The sequence below is a fragment of the Otoolea muris genome, from assembly GCF_943193115.1.
GTDB lineage: Bacteria > Bacillota > Clostridia > Lachnospirales > Lachnospiraceae > Otoolea > Otoolea muris.
Map to the genome: position 1 here is coordinate 48,591 of NZ_CALPCY010000001.1, position 24,076 is coordinate 72,666.

A 24,076-nucleotide genomic window follows, 5' to 3' on the forward strand; every position below is an offset into this window, starting at 1 on the left:
CTAAACCAAAACTGCCATTTCAAAACCATCATTTACCGAACATACTTTCAAAACAATACAAAGCCGCCGAGCGGCGTCTCCTCACACTCCACGATCCCGGGAGGGATATCCCAGAAAATGCGGCACGTCCTCCCCGCCTGCAGAAACACGCTCCGCAGCGCCGTCACTCTGCGCTCATGGAGCGGCGAAGCAGGCTCATTCACAATCAGCACCAGGCTCCCGTCCTCCCGCATATTCACCCATGCATTCCTGTACAGGCGGCAGAGCGCATCGCAGAAGCACCGCTCATAATCCCCCGTCCGGCACAGCCTTAAGTAATGCCAGGCGATCCGGCGGATCTCCTTTTCCGAAAAATCCCGGACCAAAAATTCAGGGCCGAACGCCCCGTTTCGGATATCCTCCGCCAAAAAACGCACATAAAACGCCTCCAGATCCATGCCGGCGCAGGCATCCGTCTCCCACAGATGGCGCAGGATCAGATCGCACAAAAAGCGGGTAAGCTCCGGGACGCGCCCCGGCTTCAGCAGATGGGTAAAAATCGCCTCATAGCTGTAATACGGGTTCACAGCCACAGTTCCCACATCCGGCCCAAAGGGGCTGTAGGCGTTCTTCACTGTCGCCTCCCCATAAGGAGAACTGGTGTCCGTCACGTCAAAAAACAGATCATTCTCCCGTATGCCGTTCTCCAGAACCTCCATCGCCGCCTGCCACAGCCGTTTCATGCCTGACCTCCCTTTCCCGTCCCGTGTAAACCATACGCCGCGGCGCTCTGCGCCCGGCTGCCCCTATACGATCTCCCCCGTAACCGCAAACTGGGGAAAAGCGCCCTGCACCTCCTCCGCGAGAAAGGAAACCTGATCCTCTGTGAGAAACCCGCGTTCCTCTGCCCGGAACGCCAGGCACAGGCGCTCCCGGCCCGGCGGGGCAAAGCGGTAACGGCCGCCTTCCCCCTCCGCGCTCCCCTGTCTGTCCTCCCGGATTTCCACCAGCTTAAGGCCCTCCGACGCCTCATAGACAGAGGCGATGCGGCCTATCTCCGCCCTGGTACAGAGCCGGCCCGCCGCATTGTCCGCCTGGCGGTCAATATGGCGCATCCGGCGCATGTTCGAGGTCAGGGGATAATGGGGAACCTTCACATCCCGGCGGACCGCGATCCGGTACAGAGCAAACTCCTTCTGCCCCCGCTCCTCTGTGATGACCTCCATCCCCCGCGCGCTCATATACATGTTCCGGATCCCCCTCTCCCGGCGGACCACATAGCCGTCCTGCGGGAAAGGCAGGCGTAAGGTATGGCAGAAATACCGCTCGTCAATCGCCGGGATGGGGAACACCGTGCATTTGAGCTTTACCGGCTCCACATTCCACAGAGGCACAAGGCCGAGACTCAGAGGAAGATCCAGATCCTTCATACGGATGAAACGAATTTCACCTTCAGGCCCGGCCCCCTGCTCCTCGCAGAAGACATCCGCGAACCGATCCACATACGGCAGATACGGCGTCCTCCAGTAAACGCCGTTCTCATAATACACATCGCGCAGCTCCCCGATCCTTCTCTGGTAGCGCCTGCACGGCGCAAAGCGCGCCTTTCGCGTGACGGTTCCCGCGTCCGTCTGAATCTCCAGCTCATGAGGCTGGCCAAACAGCTCCCTGAGCCGGCTCTTCGCGCATGGGCAGAACACGGTGGCCAGGCTCTCCGGCTCGCTCCCTTCATCCATGGGAAACAGAAAATCATTCACAATCGGCGTATCCCCGGCCGCTGCCACGGCCCCGTACAGATAAAAGCGCTCTGAAATATCCCGAAGCTCCTCATTCAGCTTCGTCTCCAGCTCCCTCAGCGCCTGTCTGTTATAGCGGACGACCTCCTCAAACGCCTTGCTGATGTCCCGGTAGCCCTCCCGCTCCAGGCCGCCGCTCAGCGCCTTTAAGCGCTCATAGATAAAGCTCTCATCCATCCGTGTCACCTCCCGGCCCGGGCCGCTTTTCATCCGCGCCGGGCGCGTTCTTACGCCCTGAGGCGCCCGCCCGGCCGGCTGCCTCTTTGCCCGCGCCCCGGGCCGGGCCATCCCCTGTCTCTCCCGCGGGACCGGCCGCTTCCCCGTCCTCTTCCCCGCTGTCCCCGGGAAGCGTATCCTCTCCCGGATCCTGGGCATCCTGCGCCTTAAGGGAAGCGATCATCTGCTCCATCTCCGCCGCGCCCTCCGCATCCTCCAGCTCTGTATATGCATCGCGCGCCTTCTCAAGAAGCGCGAGCGCCTCCTGCGTATCTCCGGCCAGGATCGCGTCAAAAGCCGCCTGCCTGTCCTCCTCGATCGCATCCTCTTTCAGATCCTTTTCCTCCATGGCCTGCTTCTGCAGGGACAGAATGAGCTGCGTCGTCTCCTCTGCCTTCTCATTGTCCTCCAGGGCAATATACGAATCCCTGATCTTCGTATACTGCGCAATGGCCGTCTCCAGATCCCCTGCCAGGATCGCATTCAGAGCCGCCTCCTTATCCGCGTCGATGATGACCTCATCCCGCGCCTTCGCGCGCTCGGCCTTTGCCTCCTCCCTGGCCTGCCCCTCGATCCGCAGAAGGGCGAGCTGCGCCTCCTTTAAGAGCTCCGGATCCTCCACGATCCGCAGCATCGCCTCCGCGCGGCCGTACAAAACAGCGGCGGACTCCAGATCTCCCTCCGCCTCCTTAAGGGCCGCGGCCTGCATATAATTGTCAATCTCCATCCCGGTCCCGGCAAGCTTCATCCGCCTCTCAAGCACGCCTGTCAGGGATGACAGCTCCTTATACTGCTTCGCCCGCTCCAGGACCTTCTTATATCCTTCGCGGGCCTGGGCATAGCTGCGGGCGCCATAAGCGTCGTCCGCTTCCTTCAGCATCTCGCTGAGCCCAATCTTTTCCGACAGCTCCTTTTCCTTTGCAAGCCTCTCTCCATTTTTACTTATCTTTTTGCTTTCCTGCGCCGCCTTCTCATACTCCTGCTTCGCCAGCGTACAGCTCAAATCAGCCATATACTGATCCCCTGTTTCTTCGTACACGGCCACCGTATCCTGTACCTCCCGCTGCTTTCGCCGCCTGACCCGGAACACCACAGCCGCGATCAGGGAGACGGCCAGAAGGATCAGGAAAAGAATCAGGCACCACGTAAGGATCTTCTTTTTCAGGGCCCTGTTTTCCTTATACGCCTTTTTGACCTCCACCGCGGCCAGGCAGCAGCAGGGAATCCCCTCCGTGCTGCCCCTCAGATACAGCTCCTGCAGATCTCCCAGAAACTCCTCCACGGACTGGATGGACTCATACGCGTCCAGAACTTCCACCTTATTGATACGGCTCCAGAAGCCTTCCGTGACGGCTAACAGCACATCCCCGTCCTCAAGCCTCAGCCTGCCGGAGACAGCCGTCCTCCCGCTTCCGCCCAGATAATGGACGACATTCCCCGTCTCCTCCTTCGGTCCGGTTCCCTCCTTTGCCGCCTGCCCGGACATATTCTGGTACACCGTATGCGTCACGCTCTGATGGTAGATCCCCGCGCTGCGAAACGCATAAAGCATCACATTGCCGCACACACCGTACCGGAAGCGGGTATAATCCGAGACCAGCACAAGGATCCCGGCCTTCAGCCGGATGCGCACGCTCTGTTCCGCCAGGCATCTGTGCGCCCTCTTAAGGCAGGCCCGGATCCGCCCTGCCGACATCCCGGGCTTCTGCACAAACGCCTCCATCGCCGCATCGACCGCCAGCTTCGCGCTTTCCCGGCCGCCGTCCCCGTCATAGCCCTCGGCCACAGCCATGCAATAATAGCGATCCATCTCCACAAAGCCGTAATATGTCCCGTTCTGCCCGTTTAAGCCTGCCTCTGATACAAATGTGGTAATGAACTGGCTGTTCAACTTTCTCATATGGTTCCTCTTTTCCATCCGCAGGTAAGCCGGCGCGTATCACGCCACAATCACCGCCAATGCGCTTCTCTGATCCTTTAAATTCCGGCGGTTCACCGCTTCAATCATGTTCTGGGCCTTCCTGTACGGATGCGCCCTGCCTGACAGGAGCTTTTCCACATCCACCTCCGTCAGGGCCTGCCATACGCCCTGGCTGCACAAAAGGGTCGTAATGCCTCTCCTGTCCAGCCTTCCGCTCTCCTCCTTTGCCAGGGACAGCTCCCTGCCGTTAAAGCTCGCCAGGGACAGCCCGCCCACGTTCCGGTAATACATATCATGCCCGATAAAGCAGGCGGCGAGCAGGGAAACCCTCGGAGGGCGGCCCTTATAAATCCGCTCATGCAAAAGCGCGGCGGCGCGGGCAAACTGCGCCGTGAACTGGCCTTCCACATCCTCCAGGGAAACAAACCCCCTGGCCACTGTCTCACACGCCAGAATCGCGCCGTAAGCCCCTGTCACGCTGTCGATCGCGCCGTCCGCCAGCACAGCCAGAAACCCCTCCCCGACCTGCTTTGTCATAAAATACGTATTCTGATGCACAAGGCTGCCTATGGTCTGGGCATTGCCGTAACGTCTACTCATCTTCCTCTTCCCACTCGAAATTCGCCCCGCAGAGGGGGATAAAAAGAAGCTTGCTCTTTCCCAGCTCAATCTGGTCAAAGGCCTCCATCTGTGTGGGCGCATAGACTGCCTCCCCGTTCAGGTAGACAAGCCCCTGCGCGTCGCCGGGCAGTAGAAACGTCGCCCGCTTCTTTCCGTCATAAGAGACAATGGCATGATTCTTATAGGAAATATGATTGTCCCCCAGGATCCGGATGTCCATCTCCGGACTCCTGCCGATAAAATTCTTCTCCGCAATCATCCGGTAATCCCTGCCCTTGGAAGGCCCCTCAATGCAGACAAGCCATCCGACCACAGGATGCATCACCTCCAGCTCCTCCAGATATGTGGTGTCCCGCAGGACGCCGTCCACATCCTCCCCCTTCTTCCTGGCTATATTCACAGCCGTACTGCAGTACGGGCAGATGGTCCCGTACCGCTTTTCGCTGAATAAATGTCCGTTTTCACACCTGATTAAGCCCATGTCAATCCCGCATCCTCTCAAACGTCCTCATTGAATCACAATCTTCTCATATGAAATATATATCGTATCGCCTCGCTGAATCCGGTACAAAATCCCCTTCTGCAGCTTATAGACCGGTTCACCGCCCTTTTGCTTAAGCCCCACCATGCCGTTGTTCGCCCTTGCGCAGACATACCAGTATGCGCCGTTTCGCACAAGAGCCGCGTGATCCTCCTCGATCGAGGCGGCGTAGGCGGAATCAGAAAAGTCAATATTTACCAGATTCGCAGGCGCAGATTTCCCTATCAGCAATTCCTTCTGTTTTCCAAGCTCATGCTCGTCCCGCGCCTCTCCCCGGCTGTCCAGGATCACAGCCCTCATCCGGGTCCGTTTTTTCAGATATTCCGCAATGTGAATACCCGTAAGGCCAGCGACCATCACCCACAAAGCAATCATGGAAACCACCATAAAAAGGTTCACCGCACCCTGGTCCGCCATATGGCCCTCCCATCCTTAACCGCATTCAGGAGAGAATTCATAAAGCGAAACCCTCTCCTGTGCTGACTAGCCTTCTATACAACTGTTCCGCGGCGGCCCAGCCTGGCTGGGCTGCCGCGCTTTCCAAAAAATAAATGCCCCGTCTTATGAAAGCGGCGGCGGCTCGGCTTTCCTCCCCGCCGCCGAAACCGGGCTGCCCGCCCGTCAGACACCGCCCGGAAGCACCGGACGGCCGCGTTCTCTTACTCTACAACAATATCAGCCAGACGATCCTTCTTCTGCCTTACCACCAGGGTGAATCTCTTCTCCTGATCCGCATTCTCCTCTTTGTAGGAAACCGGGAAGGCGTGGCTGAATTTATACTTGGTCGTTACGTCGTTATGCGTATAGGATACCTCCACTGCCTTGTAGCAGTCCGCATGGTTGGACGCCACCAGAGACCACTCCAGCATCTTCTTGGACTCGTCGCCCAGAATCTTCTTCGTGGAATCCATGTTGATCACGCCCTGAATCATCAGGGTGCAGTAGATATCCGAAGAACGCGCATAGGAATGCTCGTCAATCGTGGATGTGAACTCCACATAGGAAATGCCTTCCGTGATCTCTGCGATATCCGCAATCTTTAAGCTGTTTGCCTGCACTGTCGTTAAAGCCATTTGAATCTCCTCTCCTTATTTACCTGAACTATCTATCTACTCGCTGAAGCTTTCACAAGCGGGGCTTAAAACTCTCTGCTGCGCCTGTCCGGTCCACAGGCCTATTCATTCTCCGTAATATTGATCGTAAAGCTCTCGGACACGCCCTTGGACTCGATGCGGATATCGCACAGGCCCTCCGCGATATTCTCAAGCTCCACGCTCTCTCCCTCCCGTATAATCGAATTATCCCAGGTCCCGAATTTCATCCACTCGCTGATCTGCCCGCTCGGCTCAAAATACGCGCGGATACTGCGCTCATCCTTGCTGCGGAGCTGCGCGGCCATCATGCGCTCAATGTAGGTGCGCCTGGTGGTCTGGAAAACGCTCCGGTACGTGCGGCGGTCCATATGCATGCTTCTGGCGCTCATGACCGTAATGCCGCTGACAATCTTGCCGTCCAGCGTATAATTATCAGAGGAGAACACAAAGCCAAACTTGTTCTGGTCAATCTCCTCCTTCACATCATTCGTAAAGCCCGATATCTCCTTTGCAAACACGATCGGCAGGCGCAGCGCATTTTCATTCTCCTCCAGGTCGAACCGCACGCCCGGGAAATCCGGGTAAACCTTCTTTAAGTATGTCTTCAGGAAATTGGGGCACTGGCACGCGGCCACGATCCCGGCCGCCACAAACTCCGCGCCCACATAAACGCCCTTCATCCAGAACTTCACGTCATTTTCCAGGCCCTTCGGGAACTCCACGGTCCCGTTCTCCGAAAGCCTCGCGCCCCTGGAGGTGACCACTCTCGACTTGTCCTCCGGGACCACCGTCACATTCGGGAAACAGGCAATGGCATATTCATCGTATACATTCCCCGCGATCTCCTCCGCCTTATCCATATAAGGGGCAGCCCCGTCCGTGGCCATCCTCGAAAACGTAGACTCCTCCCCTGTCTCAAACCCGAAAAACGTCTGTATCTTATATTTCTTAATCCCATCCAGGAGGTTCTGCAGCGTGTCCATGGAGGAGAAGAAGACCGGATCGTCCTCGTCATACTCGCCGGAATAGCCCCATTTTTCCGCAAAATCAAGCGTCATCTCCGTCGTATAATCGTCGAGCGGCATCTCGCGCTGCAGCTCAATCCTCGGCACGATGCCGAACCAGATGGTATCCGTATAATCCGTCTTATTGTTCACCGTCTCCAGATACAGCTTCAGCTTCTCCATATTCTGGGACTCCACCAGCTCCTCTATGGGCAGGTTCGTCACCAGCAGGGACGGCGCCATGCCCTTAATCTTCGGCGTATAGGAATCAAAGAACGCCTTTACGCCCAGGATGCGCTCAAAGATGGGCTTCGCCACCTTGATAAAATCCTTCTGCCACGTATTGTAAAGCGCGCTGTAGTTGTTGAACAGCTCCACCTTCTTGCCGGTCTCCATCACTGCCAGCTTGGAGGACATCTTGTTCGTGAAGGCGGAAACCACCAGCTCCTGCATCAGGGAAGACACCCGGTCCGCACCGCTCTCCTGCTCTGCCGGAGCGCCCACCGCGTTCTTGCGCCGCTGTTCGATTAAGTCATACCGATCCTCGATCTCCGAGACCAGAAGCGCCGTCGCCTGATCATCGGCCTCCAGAAGCGGAACCCCCTCCGCCGGGTTGAACGTAATGGTCTTCATCTCGCCCTCGCCGTCAAAATAGGGAAGAGCCGGAACAGGAGTTCCCCCGCCCTTTTGCCCGGCCGCCTCTATAGCGACCAGATTCTCCCGGATCGTGCCGATCATCAGGGCAATCTGCGTCGGGAATTCATTATAAAAATTCTCCGTCTCATTGATCTTCTTGGATAAAAGCTTTAAGCGCTTAAGCCTGGCCGGCGAATCGCTCTCCAGCTTCATGCTCTCCTTCGCCAGATAATTCACGTCCTTGCTTAAGCGCTTCATATCGCTTAATGTCTTCTGAGGAGACAGCATCTCCAGCATGGAATCATAGTTAAAGGTCACGTTCGGTTTATTCGAGCTGCGCTTCTCATCAATCAGCCGCATGAAGGTCTTTAAGAAACCGTTGTTCCTGTCAATGACAATCTCCTTCACAAACTGCGCCGGAATCCCCATGGGACGCTCCAGCGTATAAACCATCCGCTTGCTCTCCGCGTCAAAATAACTGTAGATCGTCGGGGCAAACTTCTTTAAGAATTCGTCGAAGCTGTGGACCAGCAGATGGCTGTGGATCTCCTTGATCTTCTCGTCCGTCAGGCTCTTGCCCGTGGTCTCTATCCCTGCCATGAGATTGATCAAATCCAGGCGCTCCGGATTGATCACGTCAAACAGAATGGTCCGGTTGGTCTGCTTAATAATTTTCATCCTTTTGTTCCTCTCCCCTGCTGGCTTTATGGAGCGCAAATATATATATGAAATATGCCAAAAAAACGGCGCAGCCATCAGGTAAAATTGTGGCGATTCGCATTTATGTATTATAAAAACATTTTAACATTGAAGTTATGTCAAGTCAATTTATTTATCCATTTTTTTCCATATATTGATAATATATCATACATGATTCGACTAAAAATAACATGATTCCGGGAAAAATGAGCGCCTGATGTTATTTCAGCAGCAGAAAATGCTGCACGATGTGACTCTGCCGCTCCGGATCGCCGGCGCGGCGGCCGGACAGAGATGGGGCAGACGGATCCTTAAATTCAGATCCGCCTGTCCGTATAGTGTGTATGATAGGATATAATATGCTGCGTAATGATATGATGTACTCTCGGAATCTCTCTGCGCCTGCCTTTGCGGCTGATTTTCCGCCAGAGGCGCCCAAATTTAATCAACGTACGTTCCACGTACGCCTCATAAATTTGTGCACATCTGACAAAAAATTATCTCACAAAATCAGGCACAGAGAGATTCCGAGAGTACATTATGTAAAAAGGGAGGAGCAAAGATACGGCTGCTTTGTACGCCTGGCCGGCCCTCCCCCGGAGCGTGTCAGAAAAACACTCTAAACAGCGCAGTTTTGTTCCTTTTCCCACTGCCGGATAAGAGCCACCGAAAGCTCCGCATAATCCGCAGCTTCCTCACAGGAGAGGCCGTTTTTCAGCATACGGAGCACCATCTGTTTCTTGGCCCGCATTTCGCCGCGCGCCTCTCCCCGCGCTTCTCCCCGCGCTTCTCCCCGCGCCTCAATTAATTCTGATAAATTACACAAATCTCTTACCCCCTTCTTAATGCCGTCATCTACACGAATGCCATATTCTCTCAACCGCTCAAGCTTCTCATTCCTTCCGATTACGTTGCTGCATATCGTCTGCAGCAGGGATAATACTTCGTCCTCAGCCCTGATACGGTCGTTGATGCGCAGCACGATAACATTCAGCAGATCGTATGCCTCCCGCCCACGCTTCACGCTCCCGATGATATCATGCTTTTCCATGCGGTACAGGCTGGCCGTCCCCGCTTCACGGTCAGGTACCTCTCCCATACAGATCCAAATCGAATATACCTTCTGAAGGCATCCATAGTTCGTCTTATTATTGATGCTTTTTAGCTGCGAGCTCAGACGGCGCGCCGCATAGTATACGCCCCGCATTTCGATCGGATATCCCTTATAGTATGCATTCTGCGCCTCCACTATAATGTACATCCCGATCAATGTCCCCGCGTCTCCCGGATAGCAGGCGCAAAAAAGAATATCATAGAAAATCCGGCCTTCATTTAAGGAACTGTCCTCATTCGCAAGGCCCTCTATATTCGTCAGGTTTTTCTCCACTCCAACCTTCGATACCGTCACGCTGCCTGGCTCAATGTATTTGTTTTCTATATCTTCCAGCGGATATTCCGCGAATTCCGGGACAAAGCGCTTCATAATCCGCGCCAGGAACTGCCTGTTGGCCAACAGTTCCTTCAGCGCCGCGTCATATTTTGCTTTTCCTTCTTCTGTGCTTATGATTGTATTTCCTATCTCGTTCATCTGCGCCTTTCATCAATCTGCATTTATACAGTTACGATCCGGTCAGGCGGAGTGTTGCAGGAACTGCCAGACCATACAGATAACCGTTTATCTCCTTACTTAATTATATTAGAAAAGAGGGGGGGATGCAAGATGATTTCTGACAGAGTCAGTTTTGACGCTTTAATTTATACTTGTTCTCTCTGAGCACATGGGATCCTGTTTTTTCATACTATGTTAGCGCCATCATTGTTTTTTATCCCTCTTTTTCTTAAATGTATTCAGTATAGTTATAAAATCTTTTCGATTAACGATCAAAAATGATATCGTTCCAAGAATTAAAAAAATTAAATTAAACCAAATATTTCCCAAAATTGAGAATATGCAAATCAACAGATCGGTTTCCAATAACAGCCAAAACTCCTTCCAACTAATAGTAATTCCAAGTTCCGATCGATTCTGTTTCTCTCTTATCATCCACATTCCCAGAAAGGAAATAAACGTCGAAACAGCCGCTGCATGCAAACCTAGCAATTTTATTGTTCCAATATTAATTGCTGCATTTATAACAGCGCCGAAAATACTGGACGAAAAAGCTCCTTTCGTATTTTTTGCTCTTAAATATCCAACCCCATAAAAAGAACAAAACGCCTGAAATACCGCTCCAAGATAATAAAAAGGAATATAGTCACTTGCAATTTTATAGTTTTTCCCCATAACCAGCCAGACGAATATTTTTGTCGCAGGAATAAGAACCCATAAAAACATAAATAATAAGCGATACAGTTTTTGAAACACCACTTTACAACTTATGTTAGAAGCTACATTGATACCGAAGCTGCTGTTTCAGTACCTTTGTAAAGACACTTGATTTTATGCCTGTTTCGACATTTTGCAGGAAAGTGGCATAAAATACCTGCCGGCGGATCTCCTCGCTTAGGACGAACCAAAATTCCTGTACGCTTTCACCGCGGTATTTTGAAAAAACTTCATCCTGATAAGGCAGTATTTTCATTGCGCAGTATGCGACATTGATTAGGTTGACCAGTGTTTCAATTCCTTTACTGCTGCGAACCATGTAACTGCATAAGGATCAGAACGTTTTCTGTTCGTAGTAACTGACCTCTATGTTCCACCTGAAATAGTAACACAGCAGCGGAATATACTGCATGCGGCTGCTCCCAGTCTGGTTCAATGGCGCCTTTTCCTGCCAGGCGCAGAATATTTCCATCTGACAGGGGAAAACTGTGCTGAAAAATAAACGCCGGGCACTCTGTTTTTTTTCGGATGCTGTCACATAGGCAAGGACTTCTCTCTGTCCAAAAAGGTTGGTGAGGACCCGGCGCACACCAAAATAATAATCTCCAATTTTTTCATCGGAAAAGGTAAAATCGGTTTCCGTTGAAAGGCGTCTCCCATGTTTGGCAGGCCGGCCCCTTTTGCCTGTGGGCTGCGGTGCAAGATCATAAATGACGGAGTCATTGCGGGCATTGCAGATAACATCCAGGTTGGAATACTCGTCCACAACACACACCAGGTCTTTTTTGGCATACCAGCTGTCGCAGAGGATAATGACATTTTTCTGTGCAGAAAATTCCGGTTGAAAGCCCTGAAAACATGTGGTAAGATGGTTACAGCCATAGAATCGATGTGGTATTTGTACAACATAATGCGTATTATGTTGTATTTTTTATGCACAGGGACGCACGGGACATCCCATTTCTGCCGTATGATGTGTTTCTGCCGGGAAATTCCTTATGCCCTGTCCGATTTTTCCCGTTTTATCCGGGCCGGCAAGCCTTCCGAAACGCCCCCTCCGCTCTCAGAGCACCAGCCCCAGTTCTTCAATCTTCCTCCTGCACTCCTTCCCCGATGAAGCCGTATAGATCCTTGTGGTCTCAATGCTGCTGTGCCCCATGATATCTGCCAGCCGCACGACGTCCTTCTGGGCCGCATAAAATGTCCTGGCAAACAGATGCCAAATGTGAAAAAGCTGTTGAGCGCCGCCAGCATGGAATTCACACTCCGCGGCTGGTAGCACTGCACTAACTGTTCCTTAAACGCCAGTACCTCCTCCCTGGATACCGGACGCGGCTCCGGCCCCGCTGAAGCCTGCAGGTTTAATCGCTTTGCTGCGCGCTCTTTTGTCTTCTTTCCTGTCCCGCCTCGGTATTCCAGAAAAAGCCGGATATCATGAAGATATTTTGAAATCGTCGCAGGCGCGCGTTCCTCCTGTTTTAAATACCGCCTGTACCTCTCGACCTCATCGGTTCCCAATAACCTGTTTTCATCCATCGGTTCCTTCATCGCCTCTTATCTCCTTTTCGTAATTTCCCATATCCATACTATACCACAGATCCCATTGTTGAACAGGTAAAAATTCAGGCGTTCCCAATGCTTATGCAATCTGTCTGTGAAAATCTCTCCATGGCGGGATGAAAGGGGGCGGGACGTTCTGTCAGAGGCAGGAATCTTTATATGAGCAGGAAATGCGAAATCCGATTTGGAGTCAGAAACGTATATAAAAAACGAAAAGCTGCGGGCCCGTCCGGAATATCCCTCTGAACCCGCAGCGCAAAAATGTCAGCCGTCCCTACAGCTCCTTTTTCCAGATCCCGTGAAGGTTGCAATACTCATATGCAGCGACCGCGCTGTCGCTGTCTGCCAGGGCAAACACCGCCTCCGGCTTTGTATCCGGCTTTAAATATTTGATCTGGACGCCTTCCTTTGTTTCGAGAGCCACCCACTGGATATAGTGCTTTTCCATCATCGGATGCTCGGCCTCTCCCACATTGACCGTCACCTTTGTCCCTTCCACTTTTACAACCGGGACATGCTTTTCAAACGCGCCGTCCGTAATTCCCGGCAGCAGCTCCTTCATCTTCTCTCCGCAGCACATCACCGGGACATGGTTGTCCTGAACCATGGTAATGATATTGCCGCAATGCCCGCAAATAAAAAATTTCATAAAAACCTCCTTATTCGGTTCCTTCCAGCCGCGCCCGGCCTCCCCGGCCGCCGGCCTATTTTCGTTTATCTCTTTTCATTATACGCATATTTTCCACAACAGTAAAGGACTTTCCGCTGATTCTTCAAATTGATTCTGCAAATCTGTGCGTTTCTCTTCCTGTATCCTAAAAATCAGTCCCGGCCTCCTCAGCCGCCGAACGGCTTCTCTCCTCAAGAATCTCCCTTACCTCCCCCGCCGGCACGCCGAGCGCGACGGCCATCTCTTCCTCCAATGTCTTTTCCACCAAGCTCATCATCTGCATATCGCGGGAAGGCAGCTTCTTCCCGGCGCGGCTGCGGCGCTCCCTTCTCTGGTAGAGCTCCTTGGCAATCCGCACCAAATTGATGTAGTCCTGCGAGTAAAACGCCTCCTTGTATTCCTGCGCGCGCTGCTTCTCATCCTGAATCTGCAGCGGCTCGATCTCCCCGAAGCCTGCGATCAGGGCCTCAGCCGCTTCCCTTGAAAGCACGGGACGCAGCACGCCCTCTGTCTTCTCTATCGGCACATAGATTTTCTCCGACTTGTCCCGAATCGGCAAAAGCACAAGGTACTGCCGCTTTGCTCCCGTGAAATCCATCTCCGCAATTTCATCCACCCTGCACACCTTCCCGCTCCAGTGTACCGTATAATCTCCTTTATTCATGCGTATTCAGCCTCCTTTTTCTGTGCAGACACGTCAACATACTCCCTGCGGACTTCTGTTCTGATCCGCCCTCCGGCGTTACAGCGCCGGGCCGCGGGCCGAACCGTGATATTTCCTTGTCTTTATTAGCATTTCACATTCTGATAATAGAATACCACCTTTTCCCAAATTTATATAAGGTTTTTTTTATTTTCGTGATTATTGCCCAGATTAGGGCGGGGACTATTTGTACATTTTTACCAATCCATATGAATGATGTACAGAAATTGTGCCTGCTGCTCCCGGGTTTGACCCAAGGAGGACCGCAGTCTGTGACCCTTGCTCACAACAAAACCGCTGCGCCGGGGGCTGAACGGTTACTAAATATTCCGCAATTTTTCGCCCGCATTGCTATTTTTCCTTCAACATGGTAATATTATTAGATATAGAGCCGCGCTGTTTTCCTTCCTGCCCGGAGCTGACTGGAGGTTAATACATGATTGGATTTCTTCTGCAGTGCAAAAAAGTACAAGAAGCGTTTGTCAGGGATGAGGTCACGGTTTACGCCGCGCAGGCCTCCTTTTTCGTCGTTCTCTCATGTTTTCCGTTTCTCATGATCCTGCTAAGCCTGATTCAGATGATCCCCTCTGTGACGCGGGCGGATCTGCTTCTGGTGATTGCAAAGCTCGTTCCGGAGCGGATCTATCCGCTCCTGGAGTCCATTGTCCTGGATCTGCACACAGCCTCCCCGGGCGCGATTCTGTCTGTGACCACGATCGCGACGCTCTGGTCCGCCGCGCGCGGAATGCTGGGCATTGAGCGCGGCTTAAACCGCATCGCAGGCTGCAAAAAGCGGCCGAACTTTGTGCTCAGCCGCCTGATTAATTCCATTTATACGATTGTGTTTCTGGCAGTCTGCATCGCCTCGCTGATCCTCATGGTGTTCGGCTTTGCCCTGCAGCAGCTTCTGCTGAAATACATCCCGCTTTTAAGCTTCATCGCCCGGCATCTGATAAGCCTGCAGACGATCTCCGCCCTGGCAATCCTGATCGTCTTTTTCATGGCGCTCTACACCTGGCTGCCCTATGAGCGGCAGATCCTGCGAAAACAGCTTCCGGGCGCGCTGTTCTCCACTGCCGGATGGATCGTGTGCTCCTTTGGCTTTTCCATTTATTTCAACCGTTTCAGCCGCTTCTCCTCCATGTACGGAAGCCTTGCGGCTGTCGTGTTCCTGATGCTGTGGCTGTATTTCTGCATCTGCATCCTCTTTCTGGGGGCGGAGGTGAACCGGCACATGCATATCTCCTTCGCCGGCAGGCGTCGGATGCGCAGCGCCGATCCGCCCCGGTGATCTGGCCTAATTATGGCAGATCACCGGGATCCCCGCATAAAGCTGGTCATATAATTCCCTGGTACGGTTCGGGGGCAGGTTGATGCAGCCATGGCTTCCGGCGTACTGGTAGATCGTCCCGCCGAATTTTTCCCGCCAGTCCGCGTCGTGCAGCCCGATCCCGCCGTTAAACGGCATCCAGTAATTCACATGGCTCTCATACTCATAGCTGCCGTCCGCCTGCTTCTGGCCGCGCAGGATGCGATCCTCCTGTTTGTATGTAAGGCTGTAGATCCCCTCCGGCGTGGTATGGCCCTTTTCCACATTTCCGGTCACGCACGGCGCGTCCCAGACGCAGGCCCCGTCGCGGTAGAAATATACGTGCTGGCCTCCCAAATCGACCTCCACATACGTATTCCCCCAGTCAGGCGCGGTGCGGCTGGCTGCTTCTTTTGCGTACTGCGGCTGCCTTTCCTGGCTCTGTCCGGTCTGGATCATGGCCAGCAGAGCCTCCGTCTCGGCCGCCTGATCCATGCTCCAGCCATACGGGCCGCTGAGGACCGCTTCCGCTCCGGCTGTGGTATGGAAGCTCCTGGCCGTCCCGGCCGTGTCGTATGTACCGGCCAGCCAGGCAATATACGCGGCCGCCTTTTCACGGTCAATGGATATCTGCCCGTTTTCCGATCCCGTCATCCACCCTGCTATCTCGCCCCCTGTGAGCTCCTGCGCCTGCCCGCCGAAGGTATAGGTAATCGTCATGTCCCGGCACGCATTCATCCGCTCCAGAAGCGCCGCCAGGGAGGCATCCTCCTTTGTGACGCGCACCTGCTCATAACAGCCGGCCGCCTCCAGATCAAGCTCCGAAGCCCCGGACGCGACAGCGGCCCGGACAGCGGCCTCGGTCCGCTCCAGATTCAGGCTGTTGCCCTGAACCTCCGCAAGGATGGAAAACGGCGCTCCCTCCCGGTAAGGGGAAATGGACGCGTCCCTTGTCTGCACGATATCCGCTCCGCTGATGCACGCCAGCGAACGGATCTGCGCCGCCAGGGCCGCCTCGTCATACGAGATATGGACAGAAATGGAATAGGAGTTCGCCGCGGACGGGCCGGACTGGCGGCCGCCCGCATTCTGGCTGCTGAGCAGCTCATTTAAATGTTCCGGAACCGAAACGCGGCAGCCGATCGCAGCGCCGCTTATCACCTCGCTCTTACCGCCCTTTTCCTTTACGGTGAGCTGATATCCTGCCGCCAGGGCGTTTTCCAGCGTCTCTCTGGCCTGCGCCTCGGTCAGGCCTCCGATCTCGATTCCGTTTATATCCGTTCCCTCTACAAAACGCGAGGGGTCATCTGCCAGTGCGGAAAAATGGAGCGCCATGGACAGCGCCGATACGGCTCCCAATGTCTGAATTACTGTTTTTTTCCTCATCCTTTAACCTCAATCTCCTTTGACCGCAGCCGTGCGCAAAGGCCAAACGGCTGCCTCTCACCATCATTTACACTCAAGCTGCCTCTCCCGGGCCCGGACGCCGGATGCGCCGGGCTGTTATCTGCGCGTAAAGCCGCCGTTTCAGCGTATCTGCCGAAGCACAGGGGCAATCCTGGCCGCTGCCAGGGCTGCCAGCACACACAGCAGCAAATCGCCTCCCACGGTCAGGAGGAAGCAATTCACAAACACAATCCCCCATGTGACAGGCATGCGGATCACAAAGTTGCTGATCACATAAAAATAAATCATCCCTGACGCATACATCGCCAGAAGGCCGCAGAAGGCCGCGGTCAGAAGCGCGGCAAACGAGCCGCCCCGCATGCGTTCGCTGACAAGGCCCGTGACAAAAGCGGCAAAGACAAAGCCCAGAAGGAAACCGAAGGTCGGCCGGATCAGATACGCCATCCCGCCGCCCGCGGCGAAAACAGGCACTCCGGAGAGCCCGATCGCAAGATAGCACAGCACGCTTAAGGCCCCCATCCTTTTTCCCAGAAGGAAACCGGACAGAAGCACAAAAAAGAACTGCATGGTAAAATGCATCGGAAACGGCTGAACCGGGATACTGATCTTTATAAAAGCCCCCGCGGCAATCAGCGCCGTAAACATCCCGCACAATACTGTCTCCTCCATGGAGCGCGTCTTCACTCTCATCCGTCCTCTTCTCCTTTTCTCCGGCCCTGCCGGCCGCCGGCCTGTAAACAGTAACATTTGTTACGGCTCGCACGCCCGCCAGTCAACGCGAAGCGTGTTACTGGGCACATCCTGGCAGGGGTGTGAACAGTAACTAACATTATAACAGAATCCGCAAAAAAATCCACCCCCTTGATCAGAAGACGGCGAAATGCTACAATAGACAGTGGGTAAGCGGCCGGCGCGGCGCCCGCCGCCGCCTGAAAAATTAAAAATGGAGGAATCACATCATGAAAAAGTATATCTGTGAACCCTGCGGCTATGAGTACGATCCCGCGGCCGGAGATCCGGACAACGGCATTGCGCCCGGAACGGCATTTGAGGATCTGCCGGATGACTGGGTATGCCCCGTATGCGGACTCGGAAAAGACGTGTTCGTCCCCGCCGAAGGCTGACCGCACAGGAACCGCATGGCAAAGCGCTTCAGAGCGTGTCAGAAACACGTGTTCTGCCGCATGTGCGTTTGCCCTGCGCGCGATCCGGGCTGAATGAGCGCGGCGCAGCAGGCTGCGTTACGCGAATACAGCCCGGATATACCGCAAAGCGGGGTGTACAGAAGAGGCCATGATGTTTCAAACGCGCCTGCCATTTACACCCTTCTGAGCGGTTGCACATCTCTTTCGTTTCCCCCTGTAAGCCCCCTGTTTCACAGCCACGGAATATTGCATTCTGTTATATAATCTTTCAAAATATGCAGTAAATATTTCAATTCTTCCCCACAATCCCCGCATTCTCTCAGCAATAGGTACATCACCCGTTGTAACAGTTCAGACAACCTGAACTGCTACGGCATCCGCCCATGAAAATCACTTCGCGATGGGGCAGATGCCTGCTGCCGCTATGTTTTCGTACGGTCAGCGCAACAGGTGCGCAGACCTATCTGAACTGTTACCACCCGTTCCTTTCTGTCCTTATGAAAATTTATATAGGGCTTGACAAACCAATTTATTTCTGTTAGCTTATACAATAGTTATCGGAGGACTTATAAACGTAAGTATAAGACCGGATAAGATAGCGGATATGCGGTTTGTCGGAGGGTTACTCTTGCGTATGAGAGCGCCGGATAAGAAAACCGTTCCTGTCCGTTTTTCTTATCTGGTTTTTATTTGCAAAATAAGGAGGAAAAGGCAATGAATTTGCTAAATGGAAACATCAGGCCCATCTATTTCAAGTATTTTTCTGCTGCCTTTGGAAGTGCAATTATTACTTCGGTATATTCACTTGTGGATATGGCAATGGCCGGACAATATCAGGGGCCGGACGGAACGGCGGCATTAGCTGTTGTTGCCCCTGTATGGAATATTATTTACAGTCTGGGGCTGCTCATGGGAATTGGCGGTTCTGTAATTTTCAGCACAGTCAGAGGACAGGAAACACAGAAAAACGGAAACGAAAATGAGTATTTTACTGTTGCGGTTATAGGCTCTGTCATTCTTGCTTTCGTGTCATGGGCGGCAATTCTATTTTTTGACAAGCCAATCCTATTGTTTTTTGGTGCGGACAGCAGCTTGCTTTCATTGGCTGAATCTTATTTAACGCCAGTAAAAGCAGCTATTCCGCTGTTCCTGCTTAATCAGATGCTGGCGGCGTTTCTGCGAAACGACAATCACCCCGAACTTGCAACTGCCGGCGTATTAGCCGGGGGATTGTTCAATGTTGTCGGCGATTACGTTTTCGTATTTATTTTTGATATGGGGATTTTGGGCGCGGGGCTTGCAACGGCAGTTGGATCCGGGATTTCGTTTGCGGTTATGCTTTCCCATTTCTGGTCTGAGAAAAATACGCTGCTTCTCCGAAAACCGACTGGAATTGTGGGAAAATTGAGGGAAATATCGGTTACCGGCTTCCCAACATTTTTTATTGATATTGCAATGGGGATACTGACAGTGCTTTTCAACCGTCAGATTATGAAATATTCAGGCAGTAATGCACTTGCTGTTTATGGCCCGGTTATCAATGTAAGCACGATTGTTCAGTGCTGCGCTTATAGTGTGGGGCAGGCTGCACAGCCCATTATTTCTATCAATTTTGGCGCAAAGAAATGGCGGCGTATTAAAAAAACTCTGCGGTATGCCCTTTATACTGTTGGAGCGTTCAGTATATTTTGGACTGCCCTCAGTTTGATTTTCCCTAATTTGTACATTTACATTTTTATGAAGCCGACAAAAACAATATTGGATATTGCGCCCGCAATAATCCGTTGTTATAGCATTTCGTTTATATTGCTGCCGCTGAATATTTTCTCCGCTTATTATTTTCAAGTGCTGATGAAACCAGGAGCCGCTTTTTGTGTATCTGTTTTCAGAGGCTGCATTGTCAGTGGAATTTTAATTATGCTGTTACCGCTTGTGGCCGGGGCAAATTCCATATGGTTTGCAATGCCAATCACAGAATTATTAGTTGCTGTATATGCTGTATTTATGATAAATACATATACAAAAGCGTTATCATAAGGAGGTTACTTCCATGAAGCCAAGCCCTTACCGCTATGTCATCTGTGCCTGCGGCACGGCCCTGATCTTTATTTCTGTCGGACTTTTAAGCAATGTATTTCCCATTTACTTTCCCTTTATTATGGAAATTCGCGGCTTCTCCAACACGCAGGTGTCGCTTCTGACCACCATGCGCAGCATAACCGCTCTGTTTTCCATGTTTGTCTCGGATCGGTACTACAATCGGCTGAACTTAAAAAAGGGAATCGCCCTGGCGCTGTGCGCCTCTGTCTTTAGCTATGCGATCTACGGCTGTTCCTCCTCCCCGGCCCTCTACTACCTTGCGGCCCTGATCTCCGGGCTCGGCTACGGCCTGGGCGGCATGATCCCGGCCTCTGTCCTGATCCGGCGCTGGTTTCCGGCCCACACAGCGACAGCCATGGGCATCGCGGCCTCCGGAAGCGGCGTCGCTTCGATCATAGGCCCTGTGCTCATCACATCCCTGATCCGGCGCTTTGGCCTTTCCGCCGCTTTTCTGGCGGAATCCGCGCTGATGGCCATATGCGCCCTGCCCCTGGTTCTGCTCATTAAAAACGAGCCCGAACTGCCCCAGGCCCAGGCGTCAGGGCAATCGCAGGATCTCCGGGAAACCGCCTCCCCGCGCCGGGAGCTTACGCGCGCTGAGCACCTGCGCGTTATCCTGGGCGTATTCCTGATCGGGACGCTCGGCCTGACCAGCTTTTCCGGGCTTTCCCTGCTTTACACGACTTCCGGGCGCCCCGTAGAAACTGTATCCCTCCTGCTCTCCTTCCTGGGCTTTGTCCTGATCGCAGGAAAATGCCTCATGGGCTGGCTTTCAGACCGCCTTGGGAGCTTCGCCGCCGTCTCTGTCTTCGGCGCCTTCTTAAGCTTCGGCCAGCTCATGTGCTGCTTTGCGGGAAGCGCTCCCATGTCCCTGATCGTCTGCGGCCTCATTTTTCTCGGAACCGGCCTGGCTCTCTCCACCGTGGCCCTCTCCGTCATAGCCTCCGATTTCTGCTCCGCCGGGCGCTATACGACGCTGCTGAAAACATACCAGGTTACATACGCGCTCGGCGGCCTTATATCCAGCGCATTTCCCGGCATGACGGCTGACATAACCGGAAGCTATCTTCCGGCTTACGCCCTGTTTTTCCTGTTTTCCGTCCTCGCGGTTCTGCTGATCGCGCCGGTATATAAAAAAATCCGCCAAATCCATTGTGCTTCGCCTTCGCACCGGAACGCACTCTGATCTCTTTTAAACACATGCAACCATTTTAATACGGAAAAAATCCCCACCTATATTTCCTTCCAAACTCCTCATACTATAACCGAACCGAAAAAGCTTTCCGAAACCGCATCTCTTCGATTTTCCGGAAGCTTCGATGAACAACCGCACAGGAGGTGAGCGTATGAGTCCAAAGGAACTGAGCTATATCGACGACGCCCTGGGGCATGAGTCATTTTTAAAAACCCAGTGCCAGGAAGCGGCCCGCAATTTGCAGGATCCGGAGCTCTCTGCCTTTTCCCGGCAGATTGAGGAAAAACACAAGCAGCTTTTCGACAATTTCTATCATTTAACGTAAGGAGGCGAACCCAATGGATGACAGATGTATTATGGAAAATATGCTTCTGACCACAAAGGGCGTATGTGATCTGTATCTTCACGGCACGATTGAGTCCTCCACATCCAATGTGCGGGACGCCTTTGATCAGGCTTTAAACAGCAGCCTGGAGATGCAGGACGAGCTCTATAAAAAGATGTCCTCCAAGGGCTGGTATAACATGGAGCAGGCGGATTCCATGCAGATTCAGAAGGTGAAGAACCAGTATTCCGGAATGGCTTAAGCGCGGATTAAAGAAAAGCGCCCGCTTCCCGATACGGCTGCAGGGGAGCGGGCGTTTTCCGTTATTTTTAAACACGCCCCGGCATAAAACGTTTTCCTCAATGAAATAAATTGACCTCAAATTGAGAATGTGGTACAATAAAAGCATGAAAAAATCTTCCCCAAAGAACGTTTTGGGCATCATTGCGGAAAACCGTCGCAAAATTTCGTACAAACAAACTATTTACATATAAGGAGGATCTATACATATGGATTACAGAGCAGAGTATCAGAAAAAACTGACTGCCGCAGCGGACGCGGTCAAGGTGGTTAAATCCGGCGACTGGGTGGATTACGGGTTTTGCGCCAATCATCCGGTAGCCCTGGATAAGGCCCTGGCAGACCGCATGAGCGCGGACGCCGGCTTAACCGGCATCAATTTCCGCGGCGGCATCGCGCTCTGGCAGCCGGAGGTTACGAAGATTCCGGATGTGGAAACACGCATCACCTGGAACTCCTGGCACACCAGCGGGATCGAGCGCAAACTCGTTGACAAAGGGATCGGCTTCTACAATCCGCTCCGCTATTCCGAGATGCCGCGCTATTACAGGGAAAGCATCCGTCACGTGGATGTGGCCATGATTCAGGTTACGCCCATGGACGCGCACGGATATTTCAATTTCGGCTTAAACGCCTCCCAGCTTGCGGCCCTGTGCGAGGTTTCCGACACGGTGATCGTGGAGGTAAACCAGAACATGCCTGTCTGCTTCGGCGGCCATGAGGTCAGCATCCACATCGACGACGTTACCATGGTTGTTGAGGGCGACAACCCGCCAGTGGCGCAGATGCCTTCCGGAGCCGCTTCCGAGGTCGATCAGGCCGTTGCGCGCCTGATTCTTCCGGAGATCCCGAACGGCGCATGCTTACAGCTCGGAATCGGCGGCATGCCGAATGCGGTCGGCTCCCTGATCGCGGAGAGCGATCTGACGGATCTGGGCGTACATACGGAGATGTACGTGGACGCGTTCGTTGACATCGCCGCAAAGGGCAAGATCACGGGCCGGAACAAATCCATTGACAAGGGACGCCAGGTATTTACCTTTGCCGCAGGCACACAGAAGCTCTACGACTATGTCAATGCGAACCCGACCATTATGGCCGCCCCGGTTGACTATGTAAACGATATCCGCGTGATATCCAGCCTTGACAACTTTATCTCCATCAACAACGCCGTAGAGGTGGATCTCTTCGGGCAGGTTGCCTCCGAATCCTCCGGAACCCGCCACATCAGCGGCGCCGGCGGACAGCTTGACTTTGTGCTCGGCGCATACCTCTCCAAAGGCGGAAAGAGCTTTATCTGCTGCTCCTCCACGGTCAAAGGAAAAGACGGCAGCGTAAAGAGCCGCCTGACCCCCTACGTGACACCGGGCGGCATCATCACCGCCACCCGCGCGAATATCCATTACCTTGTTACGGAGTATGGACTCGTGAACTTAAAGGGAACCAGCACCTGGCAGAGAGCGGAGAAGATCATCTCCATCGCCCACCCGGATTTCCGCGACGAGCTGATCGCAGAGGCGGAAAAGATGCACATCTGGAGGGCAAGCAACAGGCGCTGATAGGAAGGAGTTTTTATGGAGTACCGTAAAAATATATATGAAGTAAACGACGGCATTGCCTCCATAACCATGAACTGGCCGAAAAATCTAAACGCCATCGATATGGATATGGTTAATGAGCTTTTAAGCCTTCTCGATAGCTGCGAATCGGATCCCGCCGTAAAGGTCGTGGTCATCAAAAGCGCGGCCAAATCCTTTTCCGCTGGCGGGGATATCGGGTATTTCTACAATAATATCCACGCAGGCGGCGAGATCAACATGGATGATCTGATTGAAAATGCGGGAAAGGTATCCCTGAAGATGAAGAAGATGAGCAAGATGGTCATCACTTCCGTAAACGGCGCGGCGGCCGGGGCCGGGGCGAACTTAGCGCTCTCCGGCGACTTTGTTGTGGCCGCTGATAATGTAAAATTCATCCAGGCATTTATAAACCTGGGGCTCGTGCCCGACACGGGCGGGACCTACCTCTTAAGTAAGTCCGTGGGCTTTGCCCGCGCGATGGAGCTGTGCGCCACCGGCCGCCCCATGGGAGCCGAAGAGGCAAAAGAGCTCGGCCTCGTTTATCAGGTCTGCCCAAAAGAAGAGCTTGACGAGCAGACCATGAAGCTGGCAAAAAAACTGGCCGCCGGGCCCCTGGTTGCCTATAAGAGCCTCAAGCAGCAGTTCTTTGAGGCCAATTTCCGCGACTATGAGCGCTATCTGACCGAGGGCGAGGCGCCCACGCAGCGCGTCTGCATCTCTTCCGAAGATTTCAAGGAAGGCGTCTGCGCATTTATGGAAAAACGCAAGCCGGAATTTAAAGGGAACTGAGCATAAAAGCTGACGTCATATAAGGAAGCCGTTTGAAAACATAATTCAAATACAGCTTATGGGCGATCGCAACGGCAGAAAGCCGGCGTAAAAGGTATTTTTACGCCGGCTTTCTTCACAGATGTAACAGTTCAGACAACCTCTGAACCGTCACTCACAG

23 protein-coding genes are annotated in these 24,076 nt (G+C 53.2%); 8 read left to right on the top strand and 15 right to left on the bottom strand.

What is annotated here, in order from left to right; all coding sequences use genetic code 11:
- Positions 1 to 47 precede the first annotated feature (47 nt).
- The 13 genes from NFS31_RS00235 to NFS31_RS00305 form a co-directional block, all read right to left on the bottom strand.
- Positions 48 to 722 carry a hypothetical protein gene (locus NFS31_RS00235; protein ID WP_251490332.1) on the bottom strand — a complete coding sequence of 225 codons (675 nt, stop codon included), beginning with the start codon at positions 720 to 722 and terminating at the stop codon, positions 48 to 50.
- Between the two features lie 63 nt (positions 723 to 785).
- On the bottom strand, positions 786 to 1,952 hold the full coding sequence (locus NFS31_RS00240) for a hypothetical protein (protein WP_251490334.1): 1,167 nt from the start codon (positions 1,950 to 1,952) through the stop codon (positions 786 to 788).
- Positions 1,945 to 3,891: a hypothetical protein gene (locus NFS31_RS00245; protein WP_251490336.1), complete on the bottom strand. Its 1,947-nt coding sequence runs from the start codon at positions 3,889 to 3,891 to the stop codon at positions 1,945 to 1,947. Before NFS31_RS00245 ends, NFS31_RS00240 begins: the two co-directional genes overlap by 8 nt.
- Before the next feature lie 39 nt (positions 3,892 to 3,930).
- Complete coding sequence (locus NFS31_RS00250; protein ID WP_160226984.1) at positions 3,931 to 4,512, bottom strand: hypothetical protein; 582 nt, start codon at positions 4,510 to 4,512, stop codon at positions 3,931 to 3,933.
- Positions 4,505 to 5,014, bottom strand: coding sequence for an FHA domain-containing protein (locus NFS31_RS00255; RefSeq protein WP_160226983.1), 510 nt, complete (start codon positions 5,012 to 5,014; stop codon positions 4,505 to 4,507). The genes NFS31_RS00250 and NFS31_RS00255 overlap by 8 nt, the downstream gene beginning before the upstream one ends.
- Positions 5,015 to 5,041: 27 nt before the next feature.
- Complete coding sequence (locus NFS31_RS00260; protein ID WP_160302792.1) at positions 5,042 to 5,491, bottom strand: hypothetical protein; 450 nt, start codon at positions 5,489 to 5,491, stop codon at positions 5,042 to 5,044.
- A gap of 242 nt (positions 5,492 to 5,733) precedes the next feature.
- Positions 5,734 to 6,147, bottom strand: coding sequence for a hypothetical protein (locus tag NFS31_RS00265; protein WP_160226981.1), 414 nt, complete (start codon positions 6,145 to 6,147; stop codon positions 5,734 to 5,736).
- 101 nt (positions 6,148 to 6,248) lie between these two features.
- Positions 6,249 to 8,486: a hypothetical protein gene (locus tag NFS31_RS00270; protein ID WP_160226980.1), complete on the bottom strand. Its 2,238-nt coding sequence runs from the start codon at positions 8,484 to 8,486 to the stop codon at positions 6,249 to 6,251.
- Positions 8,487 to 9,126: 640 nt separating this feature from the next.
- A complete protein-coding gene (locus NFS31_RS00275; protein WP_251490338.1) occupies positions 9,127 to 10,095 on the bottom strand; it encodes a hypothetical protein in 969 nt (322 codons plus the stop codon).
- 225 nt (positions 10,096 to 10,320) lie between these two features.
- Positions 10,321 to 10,872, bottom strand: coding sequence for a polysaccharide biosynthesis protein (locus tag NFS31_RS00280; protein ID WP_251490340.1), 552 nt, complete (start codon positions 10,870 to 10,872; stop codon positions 10,321 to 10,323).
- Between the two features lie 957 nt (positions 10,873 to 11,829).
- A complete protein-coding gene (locus tag NFS31_RS26820; protein ID WP_331482386.1) occupies positions 11,830 to 12,381 on the bottom strand; it encodes a hypothetical protein in 552 nt (183 codons plus the stop codon).
- 286 nt (positions 12,382 to 12,667) lie between these two features.
- Entirely contained in the window at positions 12,668 to 13,042 is a 375-nt protein-coding gene (locus NFS31_RS00300) for a desulfoferrodoxin family protein (protein ID WP_251490342.1), read from the bottom strand.
- Between the two features lie 166 nt (positions 13,043 to 13,208).
- Positions 13,209 to 13,727 carry a CarD family transcriptional regulator gene (locus NFS31_RS00305; protein WP_251490344.1) on the bottom strand — a complete coding sequence of 173 codons (519 nt, stop codon included), beginning with the start codon at positions 13,725 to 13,727 and terminating at the stop codon, positions 13,209 to 13,211.
- Positions 13,728 to 14,202: 475 nt separating this feature from the next.
- Between NFS31_RS00305 and NFS31_RS00310 the strand changes: the two genes are divergently transcribed.
- Positions 14,203 to 15,057, top strand: a complete 855-nt coding sequence (locus NFS31_RS00310; protein ID WP_160302781.1) for a YihY/virulence factor BrkB family protein — start codon at positions 14,203 to 14,205, stop codon at positions 15,055 to 15,057.
- A gap of 6 nt (positions 15,058 to 15,063) precedes the next feature.
- On the opposite strand, the gene NFS31_RS00315 is transcribed toward NFS31_RS00310, so the two are convergent.
- Complete coding sequence (locus NFS31_RS00315; RefSeq protein ID WP_251490346.1) at positions 15,064 to 16,461, bottom strand: L,D-transpeptidase family protein; 1,398 nt, start codon at positions 16,459 to 16,461, stop codon at positions 15,064 to 15,066.
- Positions 16,462 to 16,602: 141 nt separating this feature from the next.
- Positions 16,603 to 17,172 carry a biotin transporter BioY gene (locus tag NFS31_RS00320; RefSeq protein WP_251490349.1) on the bottom strand — a complete coding sequence of 190 codons (570 nt, stop codon included), beginning with the start codon at positions 17,170 to 17,172 and terminating at the stop codon, positions 16,603 to 16,605.
- Positions 17,173 to 17,441: 269 nt separating this feature from the next.
- Here NFS31_RS00320 and rd point away from each other — a divergent pair, with 269 nt between their 5' ends.
- The 7 genes from rd to NFS31_RS00355 all read left to right on the top strand — a co-directional run bounded on the left by rd (position 17,442) and on the right by NFS31_RS00355 (position 23,916).
- Complete coding sequence (gene rd / locus NFS31_RS00325; protein WP_160226959.1) at positions 17,442 to 17,606, top strand: rubredoxin; 165 nt, start codon at positions 17,442 to 17,444, stop codon at positions 17,604 to 17,606.
- 735 nt (positions 17,607 to 18,341) lie between these two features.
- A complete protein-coding gene (locus NFS31_RS00330; RefSeq protein WP_251490351.1) occupies positions 18,342 to 19,664 on the top strand; it encodes an MATE family efflux transporter in 1,323 nt (440 codons plus the stop codon).
- A 13-nt stretch (positions 19,665 to 19,677) separates the two neighbouring features.
- A complete protein-coding gene (locus NFS31_RS00335; RefSeq protein ID WP_251490354.1) occupies positions 19,678 to 20,913 on the top strand; it encodes an MFS transporter in 1,236 nt (411 codons plus the stop codon).
- 160 nt (positions 20,914 to 21,073) lie between these two features.
- On the top strand, positions 21,074 to 21,247 hold the full coding sequence (locus NFS31_RS00340; RefSeq protein WP_251490355.1) for a hypothetical protein: 174 nt from the start codon (positions 21,074 to 21,076) through the stop codon (positions 21,245 to 21,247).
- Positions 21,248 to 21,260: 13 nt separating this feature from the next.
- On the top strand, positions 21,261 to 21,509 hold the full coding sequence (locus NFS31_RS00345) for a spore coat protein (RefSeq protein WP_251490359.1): 249 nt from the start codon (positions 21,261 to 21,263) through the stop codon (positions 21,507 to 21,509).
- Positions 21,510 to 21,756: 247 nt separating this feature from the next.
- Positions 21,757 to 23,106, top strand: coding sequence for a butyryl-CoA:acetate CoA-transferase (locus tag NFS31_RS00350; RefSeq protein ID WP_251490361.1), 1,350 nt, complete (start codon positions 21,757 to 21,759; stop codon positions 23,104 to 23,106).
- Between the two features lie 15 nt (positions 23,107 to 23,121).
- On the top strand, positions 23,122 to 23,916 hold the full coding sequence (locus tag NFS31_RS00355; RefSeq protein WP_251490363.1) for an enoyl-CoA hydratase/isomerase family protein: 795 nt from the start codon (positions 23,122 to 23,124) through the stop codon (positions 23,914 to 23,916).
- Positions 23,917 to 24,076: the final 160 nt, after the last annotated feature.